This window comes from Kibdelosporangium banguiense, from assembly GCF_017876405.1.
GTDB lineage: Bacteria > Actinomycetota > Actinomycetes > Mycobacteriales > Pseudonocardiaceae > Kibdelosporangium > Kibdelosporangium banguiense.
In genome coordinates this window covers 4,896,078-4,918,353 of record NZ_JAGINW010000001.1, presented here as the reverse complement: position 1 = coordinate 4,918,353, position 22,276 = coordinate 4,896,078, and the positions used below count along the sequence as shown (strand labels likewise).

18 protein-coding genes and 1 pseudogene are annotated in these 22,276 nt (G+C 66.0%); 7 read left to right on the top strand and 12 right to left on the bottom strand.

Going from position 1 to position 22,276, the window contains the following annotated elements:
• The first annotated feature begins 42 nt into the window (after positions 1-42).
• Positions 43-345: a DUF4873 domain-containing protein gene (locus JOF56_RS23300; protein WP_209641557.1), complete on the top strand. Its 303-nt coding sequence runs from the start codon at positions 43-45 to the stop codon at positions 343-345.
• Here the strand turns inward: JOF56_RS23300 and add are convergent.
• Entirely contained in the window at positions 336-1,298 is a 963-nt protein-coding gene (add, locus tag JOF56_RS23295; RefSeq protein ID WP_209641555.1) for an adenosine deaminase, read from the bottom strand. The two genes, JOF56_RS23300 and add, sit on opposite strands and share 10 nt — an antisense overlap.
• 137 nt (positions 1,299-1,435) lie before the next feature.
• Here add and JOF56_RS23290 point away from each other — a divergent pair, with 137 nt between their 5' ends.
• Positions 1,436-2,908, top strand: a complete 1,473-nt coding sequence (locus JOF56_RS23290; RefSeq protein ID WP_209641554.1) for a type I 3-dehydroquinate dehydratase — start codon at positions 1,436-1,438, stop codon at positions 2,906-2,908.
• 14 nt (positions 2,909-2,922) lie between these two features.
• Here the strand turns inward: JOF56_RS23290 and JOF56_RS23285 are convergent, their stop codons facing one another.
• From JOF56_RS23285 to JOF56_RS23250, 8 genes are all read right to left on the bottom strand, one after another.
• Positions 2,923-4,197 carry a response regulator transcription factor gene (locus tag JOF56_RS23285; protein WP_209641552.1) on the bottom strand — a complete coding sequence of 425 codons (1,275 nt, stop codon included), beginning with the start codon at positions 4,195-4,197 and terminating at the stop codon, positions 2,923-2,925.
• A 113-nt stretch (positions 4,198-4,310) separates the two neighbouring features.
• Entirely contained in the window at positions 4,311-5,732 is a 1,422-nt protein-coding gene (locus tag JOF56_RS23280; RefSeq protein WP_209641550.1) for a GH1 family beta-glucosidase, read from the bottom strand.
• A gap of 22 nt (positions 5,733-5,754) precedes the next feature.
• Positions 5,755-6,753, bottom strand: coding sequence for an ABC transporter ATP-binding protein (locus JOF56_RS23275; protein WP_209641548.1), 999 nt, complete (start codon positions 6,751-6,753; stop codon positions 5,755-5,757).
• Entirely contained in the window at positions 6,750-7,733 is a 984-nt protein-coding gene (locus JOF56_RS23270) for an ABC transporter permease (protein ID WP_209641546.1), read from the bottom strand. The genes JOF56_RS23275 and JOF56_RS23270 overlap by 4 nt, the downstream gene beginning before the upstream one ends.
• Before the next feature lie 3 nt (positions 7,734-7,736).
• Positions 7,737-8,717, bottom strand: a complete 981-nt coding sequence (locus JOF56_RS23265; protein WP_209641544.1) for an ABC transporter permease — start codon at positions 8,715-8,717, stop codon at positions 7,737-7,739.
• Positions 8,714-9,760 (bottom strand): ABC transporter ATP-binding protein, encoded by a 1,047-nt coding sequence (locus JOF56_RS23260; protein ID WP_209641542.1) that lies wholly within the window; start codon positions 9,758-9,760, stop codon positions 8,714-8,716. Before JOF56_RS23260 ends, JOF56_RS23265 begins: the two co-directional genes overlap by 4 nt.
• Complete coding sequence (locus JOF56_RS23255; RefSeq protein ID WP_245378363.1) at positions 9,757-11,430, bottom strand: ABC transporter substrate-binding protein; 1,674 nt, start codon at positions 11,428-11,430, stop codon at positions 9,757-9,759. Before JOF56_RS23255 ends, JOF56_RS23260 begins: the two co-directional genes overlap by 4 nt.
• A 526-nt stretch (positions 11,431-11,956) precedes the next feature.
• A complete protein-coding gene (locus JOF56_RS23250; protein ID WP_209641540.1) occupies positions 11,957-13,129 on the bottom strand; it encodes an ROK family transcriptional regulator in 1,173 nt (390 codons plus the stop codon).
• Between the two features lie 110 nt (positions 13,130-13,239).
• On the opposite strand from JOF56_RS23250, the gene JOF56_RS23245 reads away from it, so the two are divergent.
• From JOF56_RS23245 to JOF56_RS23220, 5 genes and pseudogenes are all read left to right on the top strand, one after another.
• Positions 13,240-14,463, top strand: a complete 1,224-nt coding sequence (locus JOF56_RS23245; RefSeq protein WP_209641538.1) for an ROK family transcriptional regulator — start codon at positions 13,240-13,242, stop codon at positions 14,461-14,463.
• A 168-nt stretch (positions 14,464-14,631) separates the two neighbouring features.
• Positions 14,632-15,864 carry a glycoside hydrolase family 16 protein gene (locus tag JOF56_RS23240; protein ID WP_209641536.1) on the top strand — a complete coding sequence of 411 codons (1,233 nt, stop codon included), beginning with the start codon at positions 14,632-14,634 and terminating at the stop codon, positions 15,862-15,864.
• Between the two features lie 31 nt (positions 15,865-15,895).
• A complete protein-coding gene (locus JOF56_RS58140) occupies positions 15,896-16,993 on the top strand; it encodes a chitinase (RefSeq protein WP_245378362.1) in 1,098 nt (365 codons plus the stop codon).
• Between the two features lie 194 nt (positions 16,994-17,187).
• On the top strand, positions 17,188-17,889 hold the full coding sequence (locus JOF56_RS23225; protein WP_209641535.1) for a tyrosine-protein phosphatase: 702 nt from the start codon (positions 17,188-17,190) through the stop codon (positions 17,887-17,889).
• A 142-nt stretch (positions 17,890-18,031) separates the two neighbouring features.
• A pseudogene (locus JOF56_RS23220) lies at positions 18,032-18,616 on the top strand (response regulator); the annotation flags it as partial.
• Here the strand turns inward: JOF56_RS23220 and JOF56_RS23215 are convergent.
• The 3 genes from JOF56_RS23215 to JOF56_RS23205 all read right to left on the bottom strand — a co-directional run bounded on the left by JOF56_RS23215 (position 18,545) and on the right by JOF56_RS23205 (position 22,267).
• Positions 18,545-20,359: an ABC transporter ATP-binding protein gene (locus tag JOF56_RS23215; RefSeq protein WP_307855221.1), complete on the bottom strand. Its 1,815-nt coding sequence runs from the start codon at positions 20,357-20,359 to the stop codon at positions 18,545-18,547. The pseudogene JOF56_RS23220 and the gene JOF56_RS23215 sit on opposite strands and share 72 nt — an antisense overlap.
• Positions 20,356-22,008 (bottom strand): ABC transporter ATP-binding protein, encoded by a 1,653-nt coding sequence (locus tag JOF56_RS60185; RefSeq protein WP_209641531.1) that lies wholly within the window; start codon positions 22,006-22,008, stop codon positions 20,356-20,358. The genes JOF56_RS23215 and JOF56_RS60185 overlap by 4 nt, the downstream gene beginning before the upstream one ends.
• 106 nt (positions 22,009-22,114) lie before the next feature.
• Positions 22,115-22,267 carry a SapB/AmfS family lanthipeptide gene (locus tag JOF56_RS23205; RefSeq protein WP_209641529.1) on the bottom strand — a complete coding sequence of 51 codons (153 nt, stop codon included), beginning with the start codon at positions 22,265-22,267 and terminating at the stop codon, positions 22,115-22,117.
• Between the last annotated feature and the right edge of the window lie 9 nt (positions 22,268-22,276).

Below are 22,276 nucleotides of genomic sequence, written 5' to 3'. Positions count from 1 at the left end.
ACGGACCCGGGGTTTACGTTTTAGGTCAAGACGTAAAGGGGTGTGCGATGGACCAGGAAGAATCGGCCCAGCCACCGCGGTCCTGCTGTCCTCACCGCCGACGGCACGGACATCGACGTGGAAGTCCACCTGATGGGCCATCTCCAGCCCATCGACGGCAGCTATCGCTGGTACGACCGCATCACCGCACACCCAGCCGTCGCCGAACTACACAAATCCGGCCACAAGGACATATCCATCCGCCTGCCCGGCGGTGAAGGCACCCAAGCCCGGCTCGCCGAACTCGATTCCTGGGGCAACGTCCGAGTCACCGGCTCGGGCCGTCCGCCGTTCCCTTACCCCTGAAGCAGCCAAGCGTCGATACGGTCCACGGTCTCCTGTTTGAGGTCAGCCGGCGCGCGGGATGCCTCGATCGAGTTTCGTGCGATGGCGGCGAGCTCACTGTCTGTGAGGCCGAGGACGGAACGCGCGATCGCGTACTGGGCGGTCACGTCCGCACCGAACAGGAGCGGATCGTCCGAGCCCAGCGCGATGGGAACGCCGGCCTCCAGCAGAGACCGCAGTGGCAAAGACTCCAATGTGGCCACTCCAAGCGGTGGATAGGACGTCGGGCAGACCTCCAGGGCGACGCCGCGCTCAGCCAGGTACGCGACTGCCGAAGGATCACGCATCGCGGTGAGCCCGTGGCCTATCCGGTGTGCACCGAGGTCGTCGATGCAAGCCCGGACATGCCAGGAGTCCTCGTAGAAACCACCGTGCGGGACCAAAATCAGGCCGGCTTCAGAAGCGGCTTCGAACGCGGGCACGAAGTCCGAAATGGACCCGCGTCGCTCGTCATTGGACAGTCCGAAGCCGGCCACACCGGGATACCGCGCGGCCAGTTCGGCCAGTGAAAGCGCATGCGCACCGGACCGGGCCCAGCTGGAAGCGATGATCAATCCGCCAGGCTGCCCGGCCATCGCGTCGAGCGCGGCTTCGACGACAGCCTCGAAACCACCCAGCAAAGGCGCGTAGGAAGTCGGATCAAGCTGGATCTCCAGCCACGCGCACCCGTCCGCCTGACTGTCGGCGATCGCCTCACGGATGACCCGTTGCAGGTCGTCGACAGTTCGGATGCATGCCCGTGCAGCGTCGTACCGAGTCTGGAACGCCTCCCAGGGATGAGCTTGGGCCATCGGCAACGGCGGTGGCACGGTCAAGCCGTACACAGCGGCCAGCTCGACCAACGTCGCCGGCCGCATCGAGCCTGTGAGGTGCAGGTGCAGGTTGGCCTTCGGCAACACCCGTAGATCGTCCACGAGCCGGAAGCCTAGGACGTGCGGGAACGGAATCGAAAACCGCCGGTGTTCTCCTGTCCGGCGCGCAGGCACACACTGTGCGACACTTCTCAAGCCAGCAAACAATTCCATCTGTGCACACTGCCGAGGTGTCTGCCTTGCCCAGAGCTGACCCAGGCCGTCCGCACGCACGCACTTGTGCCGTTGTCGGTTCGCTGATGGCCGAGCCATGGCGGCATTCCCACGAGTTGCGGCTGCTCAACCGCGCGGGCGGCGGGCTGGAGATTCGCGCCGACCTGATCGGCGACATCGATCCGGCGGTGTTGCGTGACCATGTTTCCGGTGAACTGATCTACAGCCTGCGCAGCATGGCCGCGGGCGGGTTGTTCGCCGGTACCGCCGACCAGCGCCGACGCAGACTGCTCGGCACGGGCAAGCGCTTCGACCTCGTCGAACTGGAGATCGGCCGGGACACCACGCCGGAGATCCTCGCCGCGATCCCCCCGCACCACAGGCTGATCGCGTGGCACGGTCAGAGCGCCGCGGCCGGTGGTCTGGACCTCGCAGCGCTGATGCGCCACTTCGGTGCCATGGCGACGATCCCGGCCAGGCACTACCTGATGATCACCAGAGCCACCGCCGCCGAGCACGCCTTGGCGCCCTTACGGCTACTGAGTTCGCTCAACCGCACAAACGTAACAGCGTTCAGCATCGGCGAAACAGGCGCATGTGGACGGTTGCTCGCGCCATGGCTCGGCGCTCCGATGGTATACGGGCAGATCGGCGGCCGCGGGCCCGAAGTGCCGTCGGTCGGCCGCCTGTTGCAGGACTATCCCCTGCCGAATCTGCCGCCGGTCCACCACCTGTTCGGCGTTGTCGGCCAGTCGGTGCACGGGTCGGTGTCGCCCCGCATCCACAACGCCGCCTACCAGGCGCTCGGCTACCCCGGGCTGTACTTGCCCATTCCCACAACGGATTTCCTGGGCAGCTGGCGAACGGTCACAGCCGGGCTGGACAGCCTTGGGTGCACAGTCGGCGGCGCGACCATCGTGGCCCCGTACAAGGAGGCAGCCCTTCGGCTCGCCGAAATGACAAGCGGCGCGGCGTCCCGGGCCGGCGCCGCCAACGTCCTCGTGCGGACCGGGACCGGATGGCGGGCCCACACAACCGATCCAATTGGCGTGGTCGGCGCACTCAGCCGGGCCGAAGTCCGCCTGAGCGGCCGGAAGGCGGCGGTGGTCGGTTGCGGCGGCGCGGGACGTGGTGCGGCCGCCGGATTGCTGCGCTACGGCGTCACACCGACACTCGTCAACCGCGGACCGGACCGTGGCATCCGGGCGGCGCGGTTACTCGGTCTGGATTACGTTCCCCTGCAACGGTTCACGCCCGCCGACTACTCGCTGATCGTGCACGCCACCCCGGTCGCCGAAGAACTGCTGTTCCCGCTGGGGCAACTCGCCCGCGACACCACCCTGGTCGATCTCACCTGCAGCCGGCGGCCGACGGCTCTGGTCACCGCGGCGCGGCGGCGGCGCCTGCAGGTGATCGACGGCTGGGAAGTGCTACGGATCGAGGTGGCCCGGCAGTTCCGGCTGATGACCGGCCGCTGGATGCCGGACCCGCGACACTAGGGCTTGCCCGCCACTCACTCGTCCAGCAATCCGAGTTCATGGGCGACGACCAGCGCAGCGGCCTTGCGGTGCACTCGCAGTTTCCGGAAAAGATTGCCCTGCAGGTTCTCCACCGTCCGCACCGAGATACCCAGCAGCCGGGCGGTTTGTTTGGTCGTGTGCCCCTGTGCGATCGCCGAGAGAATCTCCTGTTCCCGTGGGGTCAACGCCAGTTGCCAGCGCCGCCACTCGCCACCGGGCGAGCCGAGCACCGACCGGGAGTAAGCCGAACTGATCAACACGTAACCGGCGTTGGCGGCCTCGACCGCGGGCGCCAGCAAATCGTCCACATGGGACGCGGGAAGAATGGTGACGCCGCTGACCACGGCCTGCGCCAGCAGATGCTGTCTCGGCTCCTCACTGACGAGCACCACGACGCCCCGGCCGGGCTGCGGGCGCCATTCCGAGGGCGGTAAACCGATCAATACCGGAATCGGCGTCCCCATATCGGATTCGCCGGTCTCTGCCGCGGGATGATCGCCGTTGCCGGTCTGTTGACGGGACACATTTTCGCGGTCGAGAACAATGATCTGGTGACGCTCCAGCACTTGTGCTGCCCGCTGCGCCAGTGGCCCTTCCGATTTCGCCATGGCCACTCGCAGGCCGGGTCTTTGTTCCGGTATCCCGCTGTCGGGCCGAGGTGGTGCCTGCGCCAGCAATCCCAGCCGGACCGCGCTGGCGGCCGCGTGCGCCTGATTGTGCACGCCGAGCTTGGTGAAGATCCGCTGCTTGTGATTCTCCACGGTATGCGGGCTGATCCCCAGCTCAAGCCCGATCTGGCGAGGCGGGTAGCCCGCACAGACCAGGTAAAGGACTTCCAGTTCGCGCTGAGTGAGCGCGTCCCCGCCGCCTCGCTTCGCCCGGGCGGTCTCGATTGCCGACGACGGCGCACGGATCGCGGCAAGCAGTGGTTCAAGGCCACCGGCGTACGGCACCAAAGAACTGACCCCGGCCTCATACGCCCGAATCACATGAGCTGTGGTCAAAGACTGATGCAGGCCGATCATTCGCAGCAGCCGGCCCGGCGGCAAGAGCAGCGATACCAGCCTTTCGTTGCTCCATCTGGGCGCGTCCGCCTCGAACACCGCGACCGTGGGCCTGCGCAAGTCACAGAGCTGAATGAGTTCCGGCCCGGAGGCCGCCATCCCGAGCAGCGTGATATCCGGTTCACGGGTCAGATGAGCGGCCAGAATCTCGCGGAACAGCCGGTTGTGGTGCTGCAGGACAACGCTGAGAACGGTTTCGACCATGGCCCGACCCCCGGTCCGTTCCCCCCCGAAAGCATGATGTCACACCGGACACCTTGCCGACAGGCCGCGACGACCGGAGGCCGTCCCGATGCGGGGCGGCCTCCGGTGTGCGTTCAGTGCCCGCGCACTCGCTTGATCATGTCGCGGTACCAGAGGGCACTTTGTTTCGGTGTCCGCTCCTGGGTGTCGTAGTCCACCCGGACGATGCCGAATCGCTTTTCGTAGCCGTAGGACCATTCGAAGTTGTCCATCAACGACCATGCGAAGTACCCGCGCACGTCGGCCCCCGCCTGACGTGCACGCGCGACCGCGCCGATGTGGTCGTTGAAGTACCCGACCCGGTCGAAGTCCTGGACGAACCCGGCCGCGTCCGGCTCGTCCTCGAAGGCCGCGCCGTTCTCGGTGATCACCATCGGCAGGCCCGGGTAGTCCTGCGAGAGGCGGACCAGCAGCCGGGTGAACGCGTCCGGAACGATCTCCCAGCCCATCGCGGTGACGGGATTGCCTTGGGGGATCACGCGTTCCACCGGGTTGCCGTCGTCGTCGCGGTCCCGGCCGTTCTCGTCGAGGCCGCTGAAGACGTGTCCACTGTAGAAGTTGACGCCCAGCACGTCGATCGGTGCCGAGATCACGCCGAGGTCGCCCGGCCGGACCGGGATGCGGATACCGCGGGCCGCGAGATCCTCCACCACGTCCGCCGGATAACGGCCGTGCACCAACGGATCCAGGTAGATCCGGGTGCCGAGGCCGTCGGCACGGCGAGCCGCCGCGATGTCCGCCTCCGAATCCGTCGAAGGATCCGATGTTCCCATGTTGAGCGTGATGCCGAGCTCGATCGGCTTGGCCGCCGCGGCCCGCATCCGTTGCGTGGCAAGGCCATGCCCCAGCAGCAGGTGGTGCACGGCCGAGATTGCCGCCGGCAGGTCCTGCCGCCCGGGTGCCTGCAGGCCGTAGGCGTAGCCGAGCATGGCCGAACACCAGGGCTCGTTCAGCGTGGTCCACGTCTGCACGCGGTCGGAGAGCTGATCGAACACCAGCATCGCGTAGTCGGCGAACCGGTACGCGGTGTCCCGCACCGGCCAGCCGCCTTCGTCCTCCAGCTCCTGTGGCAGATCCCAGTGGTACAGGGTGACCCACGGATCGATCCCCTTGCCCAGCAGCTGGTCCACCAGCCGGTCGTAGAACGCCAAACCCGTGTGGTTGACCGGCCCGCGGCCACCTGGCTGAACCCGCGGCCAGGCCACCGAGAACCGATACGTGTCGACGCCGAGCGAACGGATCATTTCGACGTCCTCGGGCATCCGGTGATAGTGGTCGCAGGCCACATCTCCGTTCTCGCCCTCGTGCACCATGCCCGGTGTCCGGCAGTAGGTGTCCCAGATCGATGGTGTTCGCCCGTCCTCGTCGTACGCGCCTTCGATCTGGTAGGCCGAAGTCGCCACACCCCACCGGAATGAGGACGGCAGCGTGTCGATCGGATCAGCCCGTTCGGCCGCCCCGGAATGGGTTCCGACGGCTGGCACAGTTGTCTCCATAAGTCTCCTAGTCAGAACCGTTTCAGTGGATCGGATGCAGCCAGCAGGCCACCGTGCGTTGCTGACCAGCGGTGTGGCTCTCGGGAACGCCGAGCACCGGCAGATCGGCCGCGCAGGGGTCGAAGGCCTTCGGGCAGCGTGGATGGAACGCGCAGCCGGTCGGCATGGCACGTAGATCCGGCGGGGAGCCGGGGATACCGGTCAGTTCGCGACGCGGCCCGCGTAGTGCCGGAAACGAGTGCAGCAGGCCATCGCTGTAAGGGTGCAGCGAGTCGCGATAGATGTCCGCGGCCGGCGCCTCCTCCACGATCCGGCCGCCGTACATGATGGCGATCCGGTCGGAGAACTCGACCAGCAACGACAGGTCGTGCGTGATGAACAGCACCGAGAAACCCAGCCGCTCGCGCAGGTCGATCAGCTGGCCGAGGATCTGGCGCTGGATGACCACGTCCAGTGCGGTGGTCGGCTCGTCCATGATCACGATCCGGGGGTCCAGCGCGAGCGCCATGCCGATCATCACGCGCTGGCGCATCCCGCCGGAAAGCTGGTGCGGGTAGCTGTCGAGCCGATCGGCGGAGATCCCTACCAGCGACAGCATTTCCCTGGCCCTGCCCAGGCGGGATCTCGGGGTGCTGGCCGGGTCGTGCGCCTTGATCACGTCGGTCAGCTGCGTGGAGATCTTGTGCACCGGGTTGAGCGAGTTCATCGCGCCCTGGAACACGATCGCGGTCTGCGCCCAGCGGAACCGGCGCAGCTCGGCGTCGGTCATTCGCATGATGTCGGCGGTGTCACCGTTGTCCTGGTGGTAGATCACCTCGCCGCCGGCGATCACACCGGGCGGCGGCAGCAGTCTCGTCAGTCCATATGCGAGGGTCGACTTGCCGCTGCCGGACTCCCCTGCCAGGCCTAGGACCTCACCGCGGTGCAGCGTCAGGTTCACGTCCTGGACGGCGTGGACCGCGTCGGCGCCAAGACCGTAGTCCACGTCCAGGCTTTTGATCTCCAGAACGGCGTCACTCATGGCTCGTCCTTCCGCCCAAAACCGAGCACCGGGGTGAATCCGACACGCATCCGCACGGTGTCGCCGTCGACTGTCTTGACCTTCGACTTGCCATTGCCGCGCAGCCGCGGGCTGACGAACTCGTCGATACCGAAGTTCAGCAACGCCAGCGCCGTGCCCAGCAAGGCGATGGCCAGACCGGCGGGCACGAACCACCACCACGCGCCTTGGGCGAGCGCTTGCTGGCTTTGCGCCCAGAACAGGATCGTGCCCCAGTTCCAGTTGTCACCGCTGGTGTTCACACCGATGAACGCGAGCGTGATCTCGGAGGTGACCGCGAAGATGACCGTGCCGATGAAGTTCGACGCGATCACCGCGGTCAGGTTGGGCATGATCTCGAAGATGATGATCCGCCAGGTGGACTCGCCTGTGGCTCGCGCCGCCTCGACGTAGTCCCGGCGCCGCAACGAAAGCGTCTGAGCTCTGAGCACTCGTGCACCCCATGCCCAGGAAGTCAGGCCGATCACCAGGGCGATGGTGACGTCGGTCGTCTTCGGCAGGATCGACGTGATGATAATGATCAACGGCAGTGCCGGGATCACCAGGAACACATTGGACAGTGCCGACAGGCCCTCGGCCGCGGTGCCGGACAGATAGCCCGACGTGACGCCGATCAGCAGCGATAGAATTGTCGCGATCACACCGGCGAGCAGTCCGACCAGAATCACGCTGCGAGTACCCGACAACAGCTGGCTGAAGATGTCCTGGCCCAGGTGGGTCGTGCCCAGCCAGTGCTCTGCGGAGGGTCCTTCGACGAGCGCGTTGGAGCGCGCGGACGGATCATACGGCGAGATCCACGGCCCGATGATCGCCAGCAGGATGAAGATCCCCATCATCGTCAGCCCGACCGCCGCCTTCGGGTTGGCGACGAACCGCAGCCGTTGCCGCTTGACCTTCACCGCCGCGGCCGGCGTCGCGTCCACAATGGTGGGTGTGGCCATCGGTCAGCCCTCCCTTCGGGTACGCGGGTCGAGCAGCATGTAGGCCAGATCCGCGACGAAGTTGGCCAGCAGCACGGACAACGTGATGATCAGGAAGATGCCCTGCAGCAACGGGTAGTCCTTCGAGCCGACCCCCTGGTACAGCAGGAAGCCGAGGCCCGGGTAGGAGAACACGATCTCCACGAGCAGCGTGCCGCCGACGATGAAGCCAAGCGACAGCGCGAACCCGGAGACATTGGGCAGCAACGCGTTACGAGCGGCGTAACCGACCATGACCCGCCGCTCAGGCAGGCCTTTGGCGTGTGCGACCGTGACGTAGTCCTCGGCCGCGACCGTGACCATCATGTTGCGCATACTCAGGATCCAGCCGGCCATCGACGAGATCAGGATGGTGATCGCCGGCAGCAGGCCGTGCTGGACCGCACTGCCGATGAACTCCCAGTCCCAGTTCGGCACCAGGCCCGTGTCGTAACCGTTGCCCGCTGGGAAGAAGCTGTCCGGGCCGGTCAGCAGCGCGATCGCGATCAGGCCGAGCCAGAAGTACGGGATGGACGACAGGAATGTCGTCACCGGGATCAGGGCATCGATCCACGAGCCACGCCGCCACCCGGCCAGCGTGCCCAGCGCGGTACCGATCACGAAGCCGATCACGGTGGTGATGCCGACCAACGCGAGCGTCCACGGCAGCGCCTGGCCGATCACCTCGCTGACCTGGCTGGGGAAGAACGTGAACGACAGCCCGAGGTCGCCGCGCAACAGCTGACCCCAGTACTTGAAGTACTGCGAGAACACGCTTTCCTTGGGATCCAGCCCGAACAACACGTACAGCGAGGCGATCGCATCCGAGGTCATCTGGCCACGCGCCTTGGTGATCAGCGACTGGACCGGGTCACCCGGGATCATCCTGGGAATGAAAAAATTCAGCGTGATCGCGGCCCACGCCGTGAAGACGTAGAACGCGACGCGCCTAAGGAGATAGCTCATGCCTTCTCCTTGTCGTACAACCAGCAAGCCGCGAAGTGGCCATCGCTGATGTCGAACCGTGGCGGCAGGTCCGTCTTGCAACGCTCCATCACATGTGGACAGCGTGGGTGGAACCGGCAACCCGACGGCGGGTTGATCAGGCTTGGCGGTTCACCGGAACCGCGATCTTTCTCGCTGGTCCTGTACCCGGCGATCTGGTCTGGATCAGGAGCCGAATCGATCAGCAGCTGGGTGTACGGGTGCGCCGGCTGTTGGGTGACGGTCTCGCTGTCGCCGCCTTCGACCACTCGCCCGGCGTACATCACCATCGTCTCGTCGGCGAAGTACCGCGCCGAGGCGATGTCGTGTGTGATGTACAGGATCGCCAGGTGCAGGCGTTCCTTCAGATCGCGCAGGAGGTTCAGCACGCCGAGCCGGATCGAGACGTCCAACATGGACACCGGCTCGTCGGCCAGCAGCACTTCCGGGTCGGCGCCGAGCGCCCGCGCGATCGCGACCCGTTGACGCTGGCCGCCGGACAACTCGTGCGGGAACTTGTCGATATAGCGCTCGGGCGGCGTGAGCTGGACCCGCGCCAGCAGGCCGGTCAGCGCGTTCTCCAGATCCTCTTTGGACGCTCCGGCCCGGTTGTGGATCTTGAGTGCCCTGGTCAGGTGGTAGCGCACGGTGTGCACCGGGTTCAGCGAGGCGAACGGGTCCTGGAAGATCATCTGGACCTGGCGGCTGTACGCCCGGAACCGCTTGCCGGAGGTCGCTGTCACCGGCTTGCCGTGCAGCTTGACCTCGCCGGCCGTGCGCGGATACAGCTGCGCCAGCAATCTGGCCACTGTGGACTTGCCGGACCCGGACTCGCCGACCAGCGCGGTCACCCGGCCCCGGCGCAACGTCAGACTGACATCGTCGACCGCCTGGACCATCCGCGTCACGCGGGAAAGCACTTCCCGGCCGCGCTTGCGGACCGGGAAGTGCTTGGTCAGGCCATCGGCCTCCAGGACCACTTCGGTGGTCGCGGAGGCCGACGACTTCATACTGCTCGCGGTCATGAGGCCGGCTTGAGCCGCATGACGATGTCCAGCGCGTTCTCCAGCGTCGGCTGCGCGGGAGCATACTGGTTCTGTCCGTCCGGCCAGCCAGTCCAGTTCTTCGTGCTGTACTCGCCGCCCGCGTTGGCCGCCGAGGTGATCACCGCGGGCATGTCCTCCACGAAGATCTTCTGGAGCTCGTTCATGGCCTTGGTGCGCGCGGCGTCGTCCGGGGCGTTGGCGTACTCGCTCAGCGCCGCCGTGGCTGCCGGGTTCTCGTACCGGCCGAAGTTGCCGTTGATACCGCCTGTACCGACCGGCTTGAACAACGCGCCGTCCATGATGGACTGATAGATGTCGTACGGGGTGTTGCCGTTGTTCGTCCAGTGCAGCGCGCCCTGGAAGTCACCGGTGTCCAGCGCCTTCGCCCAGGCGTCCTGGTTGGCCTTGTCCACAGTGGCCTCGATACCGATGTCCTTGAGGTTGTCCTTGATGATCTCAAGGTCGGTGACGTAGTCCGACCAGCCGGACGGCACCGTGAGGGTGATCTTGACAGGCTTGCCCGTCGGGTCGTTGAGCACGTTCCCGGCGTAGGTGAAGCCGTTGCCGGTCAGCAGCTGCTTGGCCCCAGCCACATCCATTGTGGCCTTCTTGTCCTTGTACTCCGGCGCGATGAACGGCTCGCCTGCCGGGGTCGGGATACCGGTGATGTTGTCCACCTTGGGGTAGAAGTACCCCGCCTCGCCCTGCAGGAAGATGTCGTCCCGGTTGACCACCATGTTCACCGCGCGGCGCAGGAACTTGTTGTCCCACGGCGCGACCTTGGTGTTGAACCACAGGCCGTGGATGCCCAGTACCGGCGGGAACCAAAGCTTGTAGTGCTGCGGGTCCTTGCTGGTGTAGACCGCCTGGTAGTTCGGGATGAACACGAAACTCCACTCGGCCGCGCCGGTGGCCAGAGCCGTGGTCTGCGCCTGGTTGTCGGTGTAGGAGGTGTAGCGCATCTCCTTGATCGCGGGAGCGTCCTGCCAGTAACCTTCGCGCGCGGTCAGGGTCACGGTCTGCGGCGTGAACGTCTTCAACGTGAACGGGCCGCTGCCGATCGGGTTCTTCACCGTCTCGGTGGTCGGTGCGCTGAAAGTCGACCACTGATGCTTGGGCACGACGAACTGCTCGAGGATCTTCTTCTGGTTGACGAACTGCGAGGCCTCGAAGCCCAGCGTCACTTGGTTGCCGGACGCGGCGATGTCCTTGTACTTCACACTGTCGGTGTTCAGGCCCGGGTTGTCACGCAGCAGCTGGAACGTGTACGCGACGTCGTCAGCGGTCAACGCCTTGCCGTCGGACCACTTGACGTTGTCCCGGATGGTGAACACGATCTTGCGGTAGTTGTCCGACCACTCCCACTTGGCGGCCAGCCATGGCGCGGTGTTGTCGCCGGCCTTGACCTCGTTGTACATCACAAGGGGCTCGTAGATCACGCGGGCATATCCCAGTGAACGAGACGCCGAGGTGTTCAGGAACGGGTTGTTGTTCTCCGTCTGCGGGCCGTTGGGCATGCCGACGTTCAGCACTCCGTTGGACGCGCTCTTGGTGTTGGCGGCCCCGGGGTTGCTGCTACTGCAGGCGACGAGGCTGGCCATCGACAGGATGCCAGCGAGAGCTAAGGCAGCGGTGCGCTTGGCTCGCATGGATCCTCCTTCACGGTCTGGTGCGGTCGTGGGATTCTGAGGCAGGACAGACTGACGCGAGCACCGAGCGGGACCCGGCGCTCACTGGCGCCGGGAACACCTGCGTGGCCTCCATGGACACGCTCTCACGGGGGCCGGTCGCGATCCGGCCAATGGGCCGAGTCAACCTCGTGCCCGAGGTCACGTCAATAACGAACAGGTCACGAAATTCCCCTAAATTTAAGACGTAAAGTAACACCTGTCCAGCCAAGCCGGTGACCAGGTCGGTTCCCCCGCGCCGCCGCGCCGAAGCCACCGGACCCGGCGCCACAACTGCCCAGGCCGACGTACGTGATCAGGCGAAACTCCGTCATACGGCCGATACCGGAACAACCGTGGCAACAACACGCCAACGAAGTCGCCCGGCAAGGCCCACTGTGGACAGACCGCTCAGGCCGATGGCGCCGAACTGGTCCCGTCCTATGACTTCGACGTGTCCACCCCTACCAAGATCACCAGCCCACCCGAAAACCGGCCTCCGGCCCGATCAGGCCGGGCGGGCGCCGGTGGCGAGCAGTTGCAGGACGGGCAATGTCGCGGCGCCGAGGGCTACTTCGGCGTTGCCGAGCTGGCCTAGTTCGATCCCGGTTTCGGCGAAGAGGTAGGGCAGGGTGTGGCGTTTCACCGCGTCGCGGACGGCGGGCAGGATCGCTGGGCCGAGCACCGCGCTGACCCAGCCGGACAACACGACTCGATCCGGGTTGAGCATGTTGACCAGGTTGGCGATGCCGATTCCGAGGTATTCGACGGTTTCCGCGATCGCGTCGCGGGCCGCCTGGTCGGTGGCAGCTACCAGTTCGGCCATTTTGGACTCGGTATCGGTTGCGGTGAAAGGCTTTCCGTAGCGCTTCAGGATGGACTCGGCGCCGATGTAGGCCTCAAGGCAGCCATGAGATCCGCAGCGGCAGGGCGCGCCGCCAACCTGGATCACGGTGTGGCCCCACTCGCAGGTGGTGCTTGTGGCGCTGCGATATGAATCCGAACCGGTGGCCACGGCTGCTCCAACGCCGACTCCCAGGAGGGCTACAACCGCGCGACCGGCGTTCCGGCCCGCACCACGCCACATTTCGGCTTGGCCGAGGGTGCGGGCGCAGTTGTCGACGTACAGCGGCACATCGACCGACGAGGTAAGCATCGACGCGAGCGGGACACCGGACCATTGCAAGGTCGGCGCGTGTACCAATCCGTCCGACAACACCGCCCCCGGTACGCCGACGCCCACACCGAGCAGGCTCTCCGGGTCGATGTCCACTGTGACAGCCGTTATCCCTTTGATCACCAGCTGGGCGATCCGGCCGGGATCCAGTTTGGTGTCGGCAATCGGATATGTCGCCGTGCCAACGGTGTTCAGCGTGCAGTCGAAGAGGCCGACTTCGACGTGCGTCTCGCCGATGTCCACACCGACCACATACCCGTAGTCCGAACGGACCTGTAGCAGCGTCCGCGGCCGTCCGCCGTCGGAGTCGACCGATCCGGCCTCGGTGACCATTCCGTCGTTGATCAGGTCCGAGATGACGTTGCTCACCGTGGCCGAGCTGAGCCCGGAGGCCCGCACGAGCTCCAGCCGGCTGCCCGGTCCGTCGAGGTAGAGCCGCGAGAGCAGCGCGGACCTGTTGTGTCGGCGCAGGTCACGGGTTGTCTGCTGGATGGACCGGAGCACGTGGTGGATTGTGCCACGCCGAGCCGGTGGCGTTATTTGAAAAATTAATTTATGGCCGGTGTTTAGCCTGGTGAGGCATGCTGTGGGGGTACAGCCGAGAAAGGGTAGCCATGGCTCCGAAGCGCACCACGGTCCGGGACCTGCGCCGCCACAACCGCTCGACACTGCTGTCGAAGTTGTTCTTCGACGGCCCGCTCAGCCGCCACGAGCTCAGCCAGCTGACTGGTCTGAGCGCGGCCACGGTCAGCAATGTCACCGGCGAGCTGGTCGAGGAACGGCTGATCATCGAGGCCGGCCTGGTCGAGTCGGACGGCGGCCGCCCGCGGGTGCTGCTGCGCGTCGATCCGGCGTACGGCCACGTGATCGGTATCGACTTCGGCGAAACCGGGGTCAAGGTCGAGCTGTTCGACCTGGCGATGAACCGGCTCGCCGCGACCGAACACCCGATGACGTCCACCCGGCCCGATCCGGCCGAGGTCGTCAAGCAGATCGTGGCCGGCGTGACCGAGGTGATCGACAACTCGGGCATCGACGAGCGGTCATTGCTCGGCATCGGTGTAGGCGTGCCGGGCACGGTCGAGCAGAACAAACCGGTGGTGGTGCACGCGCAGACGATCGGCTGGGAAGGCGTGGCGCTGGAGCAACTGTTGCGCGCCAGCGGGATCACGCTGCCGTTGTTCTTCGACAACGGCGCGAAGACCCAGGGCCAGGCCGAGATGTGGTTCGGCGCGGGCCGGGGCGCCAAGCACGCGGTGATCGCACTGATCGGCTCAGGGGTCGGTGCCGCGGTGATCACCGATGGCACGACCTATCGCGGATCGACCAGCAGCGCGGGCGAATGGGGCCACACCACGATCGTCTACGACGGCCGCGAATGCAGGTGCGGTTCCCGCGGCTGCCTTGAAGCGTACGTCGGCGCCGAGGGAATCCTCGACCGGTACCGGAAAGCTCGTGGCGGCCGGGAGATTTCAGGTACAGACGAACAGTCCCAATTGGACGCACTTGTGGCCGCCGCGGTCCGGTCCAAGACCGCCGCACGCGTGCTTGAGGAGACCGCGGGCTACCTCGGTGCGGGGATCGCGAACCTGATCAACCTGTTCAATCCGGAACGGATCGTGCTCGGCGGCTGGGCCGGGCTGTCGATCGGCGGACGCCTGCTGCCGCGGGTTCGTCAAGTCGCACAGGCACATGCGCTCCGCCACCCGTATGCCGTGGCGTCGATCGAGCTGTGCCAGCTGGGCCCGGACGCGGTCGCAGTCGGTGCCGCCACCCTGCCAGTCGCGGCACTGCTCGATGAGGGCGCGGATCCCCGGGAGAACACGGCCGCCGCGTAACAGGCACGCCCCATACACGGTCACCCGGGGTCGACCGGGTGTTGCCGCCCTGGTCTAGACCATGCATACTGCAGACGTTCCCACCTTCCCACTTAGTTAATCTACTGAAAAAACAAACACACCAACGGTGAGAACGCTCTCGCAACCCCTGCACGAGAGGTGACAACGATGTCCTTCCGTCCAGCGTTACGGCGGACTCGAGCCGCAGCCGTGGCCGTCGTGCTCGGTTCGGCTCTGACCACCGCCGCGTTGAACACGCAAGCGACCGCCGCCCCTGACGTCAGTATCGCCGCGACCACCTTCGCCGACGAGTTCAACGGCCCGGCAGGCAGTCCCGTCGACAGCAGCAAGTGGACCCTGGAACAGGGCGACAACGTCAACAATCACGAACGGCAGTACTACACGAACCGCACCAGCAATGCCGCCATGGACGGTCAGGGCAACCTGGTCATCACCGCCCGCCGGGAGAACCCGGGCAACTACAACTGCTGGTACGGCCGGTGCGAGTACACCTCCGCCCGGATGAACACCGCCGGCAAGTTCAGCCAGACCTACGGCCGGTTCGAGACCCGGCTGAAGATGTCGCACGGCCAGGGCATGTGGCCGGCCTTCTGGATGATGGGCACGACCGGCGGCGGCTGGCCCAACAACGGCGAGATCGACGTGATGGAGAACGTCGGCTTCGAACCGAACACCGTGCACGGCACCATCCACGGCCCTGGCTACTCGGGCTCGGGCGGCATCGGCGCGGCGTACAACGGGCCACGGTTCGCCGACGGCTTCCACACGTTCACTTTGGACTGGTCGCCGGACTCCCTGGTGTGGTCGGTCGACGGAAACGTGTACCAGCGCCGTACCCCGGCTGATCTGGGCGGCCGCCAGTGGGTGTTCAACAACCGGCCGTTCTACCTGATCCTGAACCTGGCAGTCGGCGGCTACTGGCCAGGCGACCCGGACAGCAGCACACCGATGCCGAACACCCTTGTCGTCGACTACGTCCGCGTGAGCAACACATCAGGTGGCGGCGCGATCACCGGCCTGGCCGGAAAGTGCGTCGACGTCGCCGGAGCCAACCCCGCCAACGGAACCGCAGTCCAACTCTACGACTGCAACGGAACCGGCGCCCAGCAATGGTCCCGGTCAGGCAACGCCTTACAGGCCTTGGGCAAGTGCCTCGACGCGGCCGGCGGCGGAACAGCCAACGGAACCGTCGTACAACTCTATGACTGCAACGGAACAGGCGCGCAGCAATGGGCTATAAGTAGCGCGAACGACATCGTGAACATCCAAGCCAACAAGTGCCTGGACGTCACCGGGAACAATCCAGCGAACGGCACAAGACTGCAGATCTGGGACTGCACCGGAGCGGCAAATCAGAAGTGGACAGTGTCGGCAGCCTGATTCCTTACCCTGCAAAGGAACCGGAGAAACAATGTACAGACGAAGAGTCGCCCTGTTCGCGAGCGCGGCAGCAGCCCTGGCCATGATCACCCTGCCGTCGGCACCGGCATCAGCAGACGTCGGCCAGATCAGCGGCCTGGCCGGCAAATGCGTCGACGTCGCCGGAGCCAACCCCGCCAACGGAACCGCAGTCCAACTCTACGACTGCAACGGAACAGGCGCGCAGAGCTGGACCAACACCGGCTCCCAGCTCCAAGCCCTAGGAAAATGCCTCGACGTAGCCAACGGCGGAACAGCCAACGGAACCGTCGTACAACTCTATGACTGCAACGGAACCGGCGCCCAGAACTGGATCGTCACCGCAGCCCGCGACATCGTGAACCCCCAGGCGAACAAGTGCCTTGACGTAACAGGAAACAATTCGGCCAACGGCACCCGCCTGCAAATCTGGGAATGCACCGGAGCAGCGAACCAAAAGTGGACCGCCCCAGCCGGAGGCGGCGGAGGCGGTGGCTTCGTCGTCACCGAATCCCAGTTCAACCAAATGTTCCCCGGCCGCAACAGCTTCTACACATACAGCGGCCTCGTCGAGGCGACGAGCGCGTACCCCGCCTTCGCCAAAACCGGCAGCGACACAGTCCGAAAGCAAGAAGCCGCAGCGTTCCTCGCAAACGTCCACCACGAAACCGGCGGCCTGGTACACATCGTCGAACAGAACCAGGCCAACTACCCCCACTACTGCGACTGGAGCCAGCCCTACGGTTGCCCAGCAGGCCAAGCCGCCTACTACGGCCGCGGCCCGATCCAGCTGAGCTGGAACTTCAACTACAACGCGGCAGGCAACGCCCTCGGCCTCCCCCTGCTCACCAACCCGTGGCTCGTCCAGCAGGACGCGGCCGTCGCCTGGAAAACCGGCCTCTGGTACTGGAACACCCAAAACGGCCCCGGCACAATGACGCCCCACAACGCCATGGTCAACGGAGCCGGCTTCGGCCAGACAATCAGAAGCATCAACGGCTCCCTCGAATGCGACGGCCGCAACCCAGCCCAAGTCCAAAACCGCGTCAACAACTACAACAGATTCGTCGCAATCCTAGGCGTCCCCGCAGGCCCAAACCTCTACTGCTGAAGCAAAACCGGAAGCGGCACTCATCCGGCGCGAACGAGTGCCGCTCCCCCAAACCCCCGGTTACCACCAGAAGGCCTGAGCACGACCAGCAGAGTGCGCATGTCCGCCCTCGATCCCTCGTTGCCAGGTGAGGCCAATATTAGGGCAGATTTGAACTACAGCACGCAAAATCTTGACCACACTAAGCTGTGGGCATGATCTCGGATCGCCATCTGGTTTGGGAAGGCTGCTGGAACGCGCGGGACCTTGGGGGCCTGCGCCTGTGCAACGGTGGCCGAACACGTTGGGGCACAACCGTCCGAATGGACTCGCCGCAACGGCTGACCGGCCAGGCGTGGCAGGAGATCTGGGACTACGGCATCCGGACCGTGATCGATCTGCGCAACGCCGAGGAGATCCGGCCCGATGGCCGCCCAGCCGGGATGACCACCGTTCAGGTCCCGCTCGACCAGGAGAAGGACCCGGATTTCGTCCTCGAACGCGGCCTGGACTGCACCCCGCTGTACTACCCGCCCTTCCTCGAGCGGTATCCCAACCGGGTCGCCGACGTCTTCCGGGCGATCGCCGCCGCCGGGGAGGGCGGGCTGGTCTACCACTGTGCCGCCGGCCGGGACAGGACCGGCGTCGTGACCCTGGTGCTGCTGGCGCTCGCCGGGGTCGAACCGGCCGACATCGCGGCCGACAACACGCTCAGTGGCCCCTGCCTCAGGCCCGCGTGGGCCGAACTGGGCTTCGGCGACCAGACCGGGGCCATCGACGACCTGCTGGCCAAGCACGGAACGACCGTCGAACAGGCCGCATTGGACGCTCTGACCTCGTTCGATGCCGAGAAATACCTTGTGAAAGCCGGGCTTACCGCTGGGGAAATCGCCGTTATCAGAGCGCGTCTGGTCTGAAATTCACTGGTTGATTATTTGCCCGATTACTCCTTTCGTATGAGCAGGCGACCAGCCCAGCGGAGTCTGGGTAACGGCCATATGGCCATCCCTTATCTACTGATGGCGTGGGCGCGAGTCACGACGCGCCCAAGAGGGAGGGATGATGCCGGCAGGGCCGCAACTCAGCCCGGAGACTTACGGACCCCCGGGCAAAGAGCCGACTGGGATCCGCGTGTTACTCGTCGTGGACATGGATCTGTTACGCGACGCACTCGTAACACTGTTGTCCGACCAGCACGACATGGAGGTGGTCGCCGACCTGAAATGTGATGACAACGTGGTGCCGATCGCGTGCCGGGTACGACCGGATGTCGCGGTGATCGACGTCGACCAGCCGTGCGCACGAGGCCTGACGATGATCCCGGAACTACGTGCCCGGCTGCCCGAGACCCAGGTCGTGGCCCTGGCCAATGCCAAGCCGCCCGGCCTTGTCCAGCGGGCGCTGACCGCCGAGGTGCTCGGCCTGGTCGACAAGAACACGTCGGCCGAACGTCTGATGAGCGCGATCCGTGGTGCCGCACGCGGTTCCCAGGTGGTCGACGTCAACCTGGCGGTCGCCGCCCTGTCCGCCGGGCCGAATCCTTTCACCCCAAGGGAACTGCAGGTGCTGCGGTTAGCCGCCGACGGCGCCTCCGGGCCGGAGATCGCCTCCCGGCTCTCGCTGTCCAAGGGGACCGTGCGCAACTACCTGTCCAAAGTGATGAACAAGACCTGTGCCCGCACCAGGATCGACGCCATCCGGATCGTCCGGGAGGCGGGCTGGTTGTGAACAGTCCCAGTGTCCCCAGAGGTCTCGATACAACGGCGACCGCTTCAGCAGCGAGTCGTGCCCCCCGATCGCCGCACTGACCCCGTCGAGGACCAGGATCCGCTCGGCTCGCCGCGCCGAGCTGATCCGATGGGCCACCACGATGAGCGTTCCGCCCCGCCGCGCGAACGCCTCTTCGGCGCGGCGTTCGGCCACCGGGTCCAGATGACAGGTGGCCTCGTCGAGCACCACGACCTTCGCCGGGCTCAAGTACGCACGCACCAAGGCGATCAGCTGCCGTTCGCCGGCCGAAAGCCCGGCCGGGTCGAGGTTCTCACCGATCCGGCCGACCAGGTCCCCCGCACCCACTGCGGCCACGGCCGCCTGGATCTCGTCGTCGGTCGCGGCGGGCCTCAGGTACGTCAGGTTCTCCCGGAGCGTGCCGGTGAAGACGTATGCCTGCTGCGGAATCAGTACTCTGGCCTCGGGGCTGAGTTCGGCCGCGGGAACGCCGCCCAGCCGGATCGTCCCGGAGCCCGGCGTACGCAGCCCGCAGACCAGACTGGCCAATGTGGACTTCCCGATCCCGCTCGGCCCCACCACAGCCAGGTGTTCGCCGTCAAGGACAGTCAGGTCAAGATCGCGCAGTACCGGTTCGGCATGCGGGCCGTAGGCGAACGTGACGTCCCGCAGGATCAGGTCGTTGTTCTCGGGCTCGTCGTGCTGCGGCACGACTCCCGGCTGCACCGCGGTCTCGTCGAGGATTCGACCGAGAGTGACCACGAACCGCAGGCCGCTCCCGCCCACTCCGGCGATCACCGCCTGGAGGGCCGGTTGCAGTCCGGAAAGGACATATGTCAGCCCGCCCATGATCAGGCCCGCGGTGAGCCCCTGCCCGGCCAGCCACGGCCCAGCGGCCAGGAGGACGATCAACGGCAGCCACCCGCCGACTGCGAAACAAGCGGTCCGCAACGCGGCGACTCTGGCCAGCGCACGTTCGGCGTCGGCCTGGTCTTCGATCGGGCCCGCGACCATCGCGGCGGCGTGTTCCTCGGCTCCTGACGCGACGATGTCCCGTGTGCCGGCAAGCACTGTTCCCGCTGCCGCGGCAAGTTTTTCATCGGCCATGATGGACGCTCGCTGTCTGGCCGCCGCGAAGCCCAGTGTCGCCAGGAATGCGATGAAACCGATCAGAAACGGTGGCAGGATCAGCAGCATGATCGTGGGTTGCAGCGACAGCAGGCCGATCACCACACCGACGACTGTGATCAGGAAGCTGCGGATCACCACGATCAGGCCGGCGAACGTATCCCGGACGATCTCCACCTGCCGGGTCAGCCGGGCCAGCGCGCCTTCGTCCGGGCGGCCGGACACGCTCTTGTACAAGGCACTGCCCACGACCCGCCGGACAAGGTCGTCCCGGAATGGTTCGACCAGCTCCCCCAGGCGCTGAAACACCTTCCGTGACCCGGCCGCGCCGATCACCGACGCCAGCATCAACCCTGCCAGCCACGCGAAACCTGTCACCGGACGGCCGGCTAGAAATCCCTCGTCAACGGCATTGGCCACAGCCAGGCCGGACACCGCGGCCGGCAAAGCCTCCGGAATGGACCAAGTGAGCAATCCGAACGCGGGCCTGCCAAGCAACGCAGCGGCGCCGAACCGGACCTCGCGCTTCACGCCGATGCTCCGAACAAGGCCTGGTATGCCGGGTCCTCCCAGAGCACCGCATGCGGCCCGACCGCCCGGACCTTGCCGGAATCCATCCACACCACCAGATCCGCGCGTGCGGCCGTCGCAACCCGATGGGTGATGATCAACCGGGTGCGGCGGCCGTGATCAGTGGTCAGGGTCTGGCCGATCTGCATCTCGGTCACCATGTCGAGGCTCGATGTCGCGTCGTCCAGCACAAGCAAACGCTTGGCATGCCAGGCCCTCGCAAGTCCGAGGCGTTGCGCCTCACCGCCGGACATCGGCGCGTCGGCAAGCGGAGTGTTGTAACCGCGCGGCAACCGGCTCACGAACTCGTGAGCGTGGGTCGCCTGTGCGGCGGAACGAACAGTGTCGAGGTCGTGGCCCATCCCGACCGCGTCGGCTATCGTGCCGCCGACCAAAGTAGGACGTTCGAACGCGCAGCCGACAGCGTTACGCACTGACGCATGGCCGAGCTCGGCCAACGACACACCGTCGAGCAGAATCTCCCCGGCCGACGGGTCTTCCAGCCGGGCCGCGACCGCCGCCAGAACCGACTTTCCAGCACCGGAACCGCCGACCACGGCCACAGCGGCACCACCGGGCAGAGTCAGGCTGACGTCGCGCAAGGGCGTTGACTCTCCCTTATGGACAGTCACGTGCCGGAACTCGATCCGCCCTGGGCCGTCCGGCAATGCGCGACGTCCGTACGACATCGGCTTGGTGTCAAAGATCTCAGCGGCCCGGTTCGCACCGGCCCGTGCCCGGGCGAGTCTACTGAAGACACTTGTCATGCCGCCGAGCCCTGCACCAAGAATGGCGTATTGCAACGCGGCGAACAGATCACCGGGCGTGATCCGGCCGTTCAGCAAAGCGACTCCACCGGCACCAAGCACAGCGACTGTCACCAGTGGACCGACGATGCCGGCCTGGGCGACCGACCTGGCCAGGACCTGCCAGCTGCGTATGCCCTGATCGTGCAATGTGGGCAGTTCACGCAGCACGCGGCGTTTCTCGTCATGCAACGTGCCCGCGGCCGCGATCGTCCGGGCACCGGCCAGAGACTCCTCAAGACGGGCCGCGATCCGGCCCTGTACCTGCTGGTAGGACGTGATCACCTGAGCGGTCCGGCGCGTGAACACCCACAGCACCAGGGCAACGAGCGTCAGCCCCGCGACGAAGGCGACCGCCAGCCAGAAGTCGATCACTGTGAGGAGGACCAGACTGCCGGCAGGTGGCAGCACGGCCATCCACACAGTGACCAAGGCCGGGCCCGCCTGCGCCGCGTCCACGGCGTTACCGGATACCCGGGTGACCAGATCCCCAGTGTCGAAACGACGCCCCGGACCGGCCGCGAGCAGATGGCGGATCAGGCGGTTGCGCAGCCATGCTGTCGTGCTCGCGACACAGGCCACACCGGCGAAGGCGTCTACCAGGTCGACGAGTACGCCGACCGCGATGAGCGACGCCGACAGCACAAGCCACGTGCCACCGGCGCCGCCCATAACGATTGCGTCTACGGCTTTGCCGAGAACAATCGGAAGCGCGAGCGTGCTCAACGTGCCAGCCAGCGCGGATACGCCGATCACTGGAAGCCAGCGGCCGCCGTGCCGGGCGATCGCGCTGAACGTCGTCACGCAAGGCTCCTATCATGGTCAACGCGACCCCGGGGCGAGCGACAGTCGTCCCGGAGTCGCGCCGAATTTTTCCAAGAGCGTGCAGGCCGGTCCTACCGGCCCTGGCTCAGTGGCAGATCAGAACGGAGAGGCCGCTGGTGCCGCCGCACAGGGTGACGCTCAGGTTGCTGGGGCAGCTGTGGCCGCTGCCGGAGCTGCCGCCACCGTGCCCGCCGGTCTGCGGTGCGGCTTCCATGCCCTGGAGGTCCAGAACAGACATGTGTCTACT

What these genes read in the sequence shown, in the direction of transcription:
- JOF56_RS23245 (WP_209641538.1), top strand. Translation starts at nt 13,240, where the DNA reads ATGGCTCCGAAGCGCACCACGGTCCGGGACCTGCGCCGCCACAACCGC.
- JOF56_RS23225 (WP_209641535.1), top strand. Translation starts at nt 17,188, where the DNA reads ATGATCTCGGATCGCCATCTGGTTTGGGAAGGCTGCTGGAACGCGCGG.
- JOF56_RS23265 (WP_209641544.1), bottom strand. Translation starts at nt 8,717, where the DNA reads ATGAGCTATCTCCTTAGGCGCGTCGCGTTCTACGTCTTCACGGCGTGG.
- JOF56_RS23275 (WP_209641548.1), bottom strand. Translation starts at nt 6,753, where the DNA reads ATGAGTGACGCCGTTCTGGAGATCAAAAGCCTGGACGTGGACTACGGT.
- JOF56_RS23280 (WP_209641550.1), bottom strand. Translation starts at nt 5,732, where the DNA reads ATGGAGACAACTGTGCCAGCCGTCGGAACCCATTCCGGGGCGGCCGAA.
- JOF56_RS23240 (WP_209641536.1), top strand. Translation starts at nt 14,632, where the DNA reads ATGTCCTTCCGTCCAGCGTTACGGCGGACTCGAGCCGCAGCCGTGGCC.
- JOF56_RS23255 (WP_245378363.1), bottom strand. Translation starts at nt 11,430, where the DNA reads ATGCGAGCCAAGCGCACCGCTGCCTTAGCTCTCGCTGGCATCCTGTCG.
- JOF56_RS23285 (WP_209641552.1), bottom strand. Translation starts at nt 4,197, where the DNA reads ATGGTCGAAACCGTTCTCAGCGTTGTCCTGCAGCACCACAACCGGCTG.
- JOF56_RS58140 (WP_245378362.1), top strand. Translation starts at nt 15,896, where the DNA reads ATGTACAGACGAAGAGTCGCCCTGTTCGCGAGCGCGGCAGCAGCCCTG.
- JOF56_RS23205 (WP_209641529.1), bottom strand. Translation starts at nt 22,267, where the DNA reads ATGTCTGTTCTGGACCTCCAGGGCATGGAAGCCGCACCGCAGACCGGC.
- JOF56_RS23270 (WP_209641546.1), bottom strand. Translation starts at nt 7,733, where the DNA reads ATGGCCACACCCACCATTGTGGACGCGACGCCGGCCGCGGCGGTGAAG.
- JOF56_RS23260 (WP_209641542.1), bottom strand. Translation starts at nt 9,760, where the DNA reads ATGACCGCGAGCAGTATGAAGTCGTCGGCCTCCGCGACCACCGAAGTG.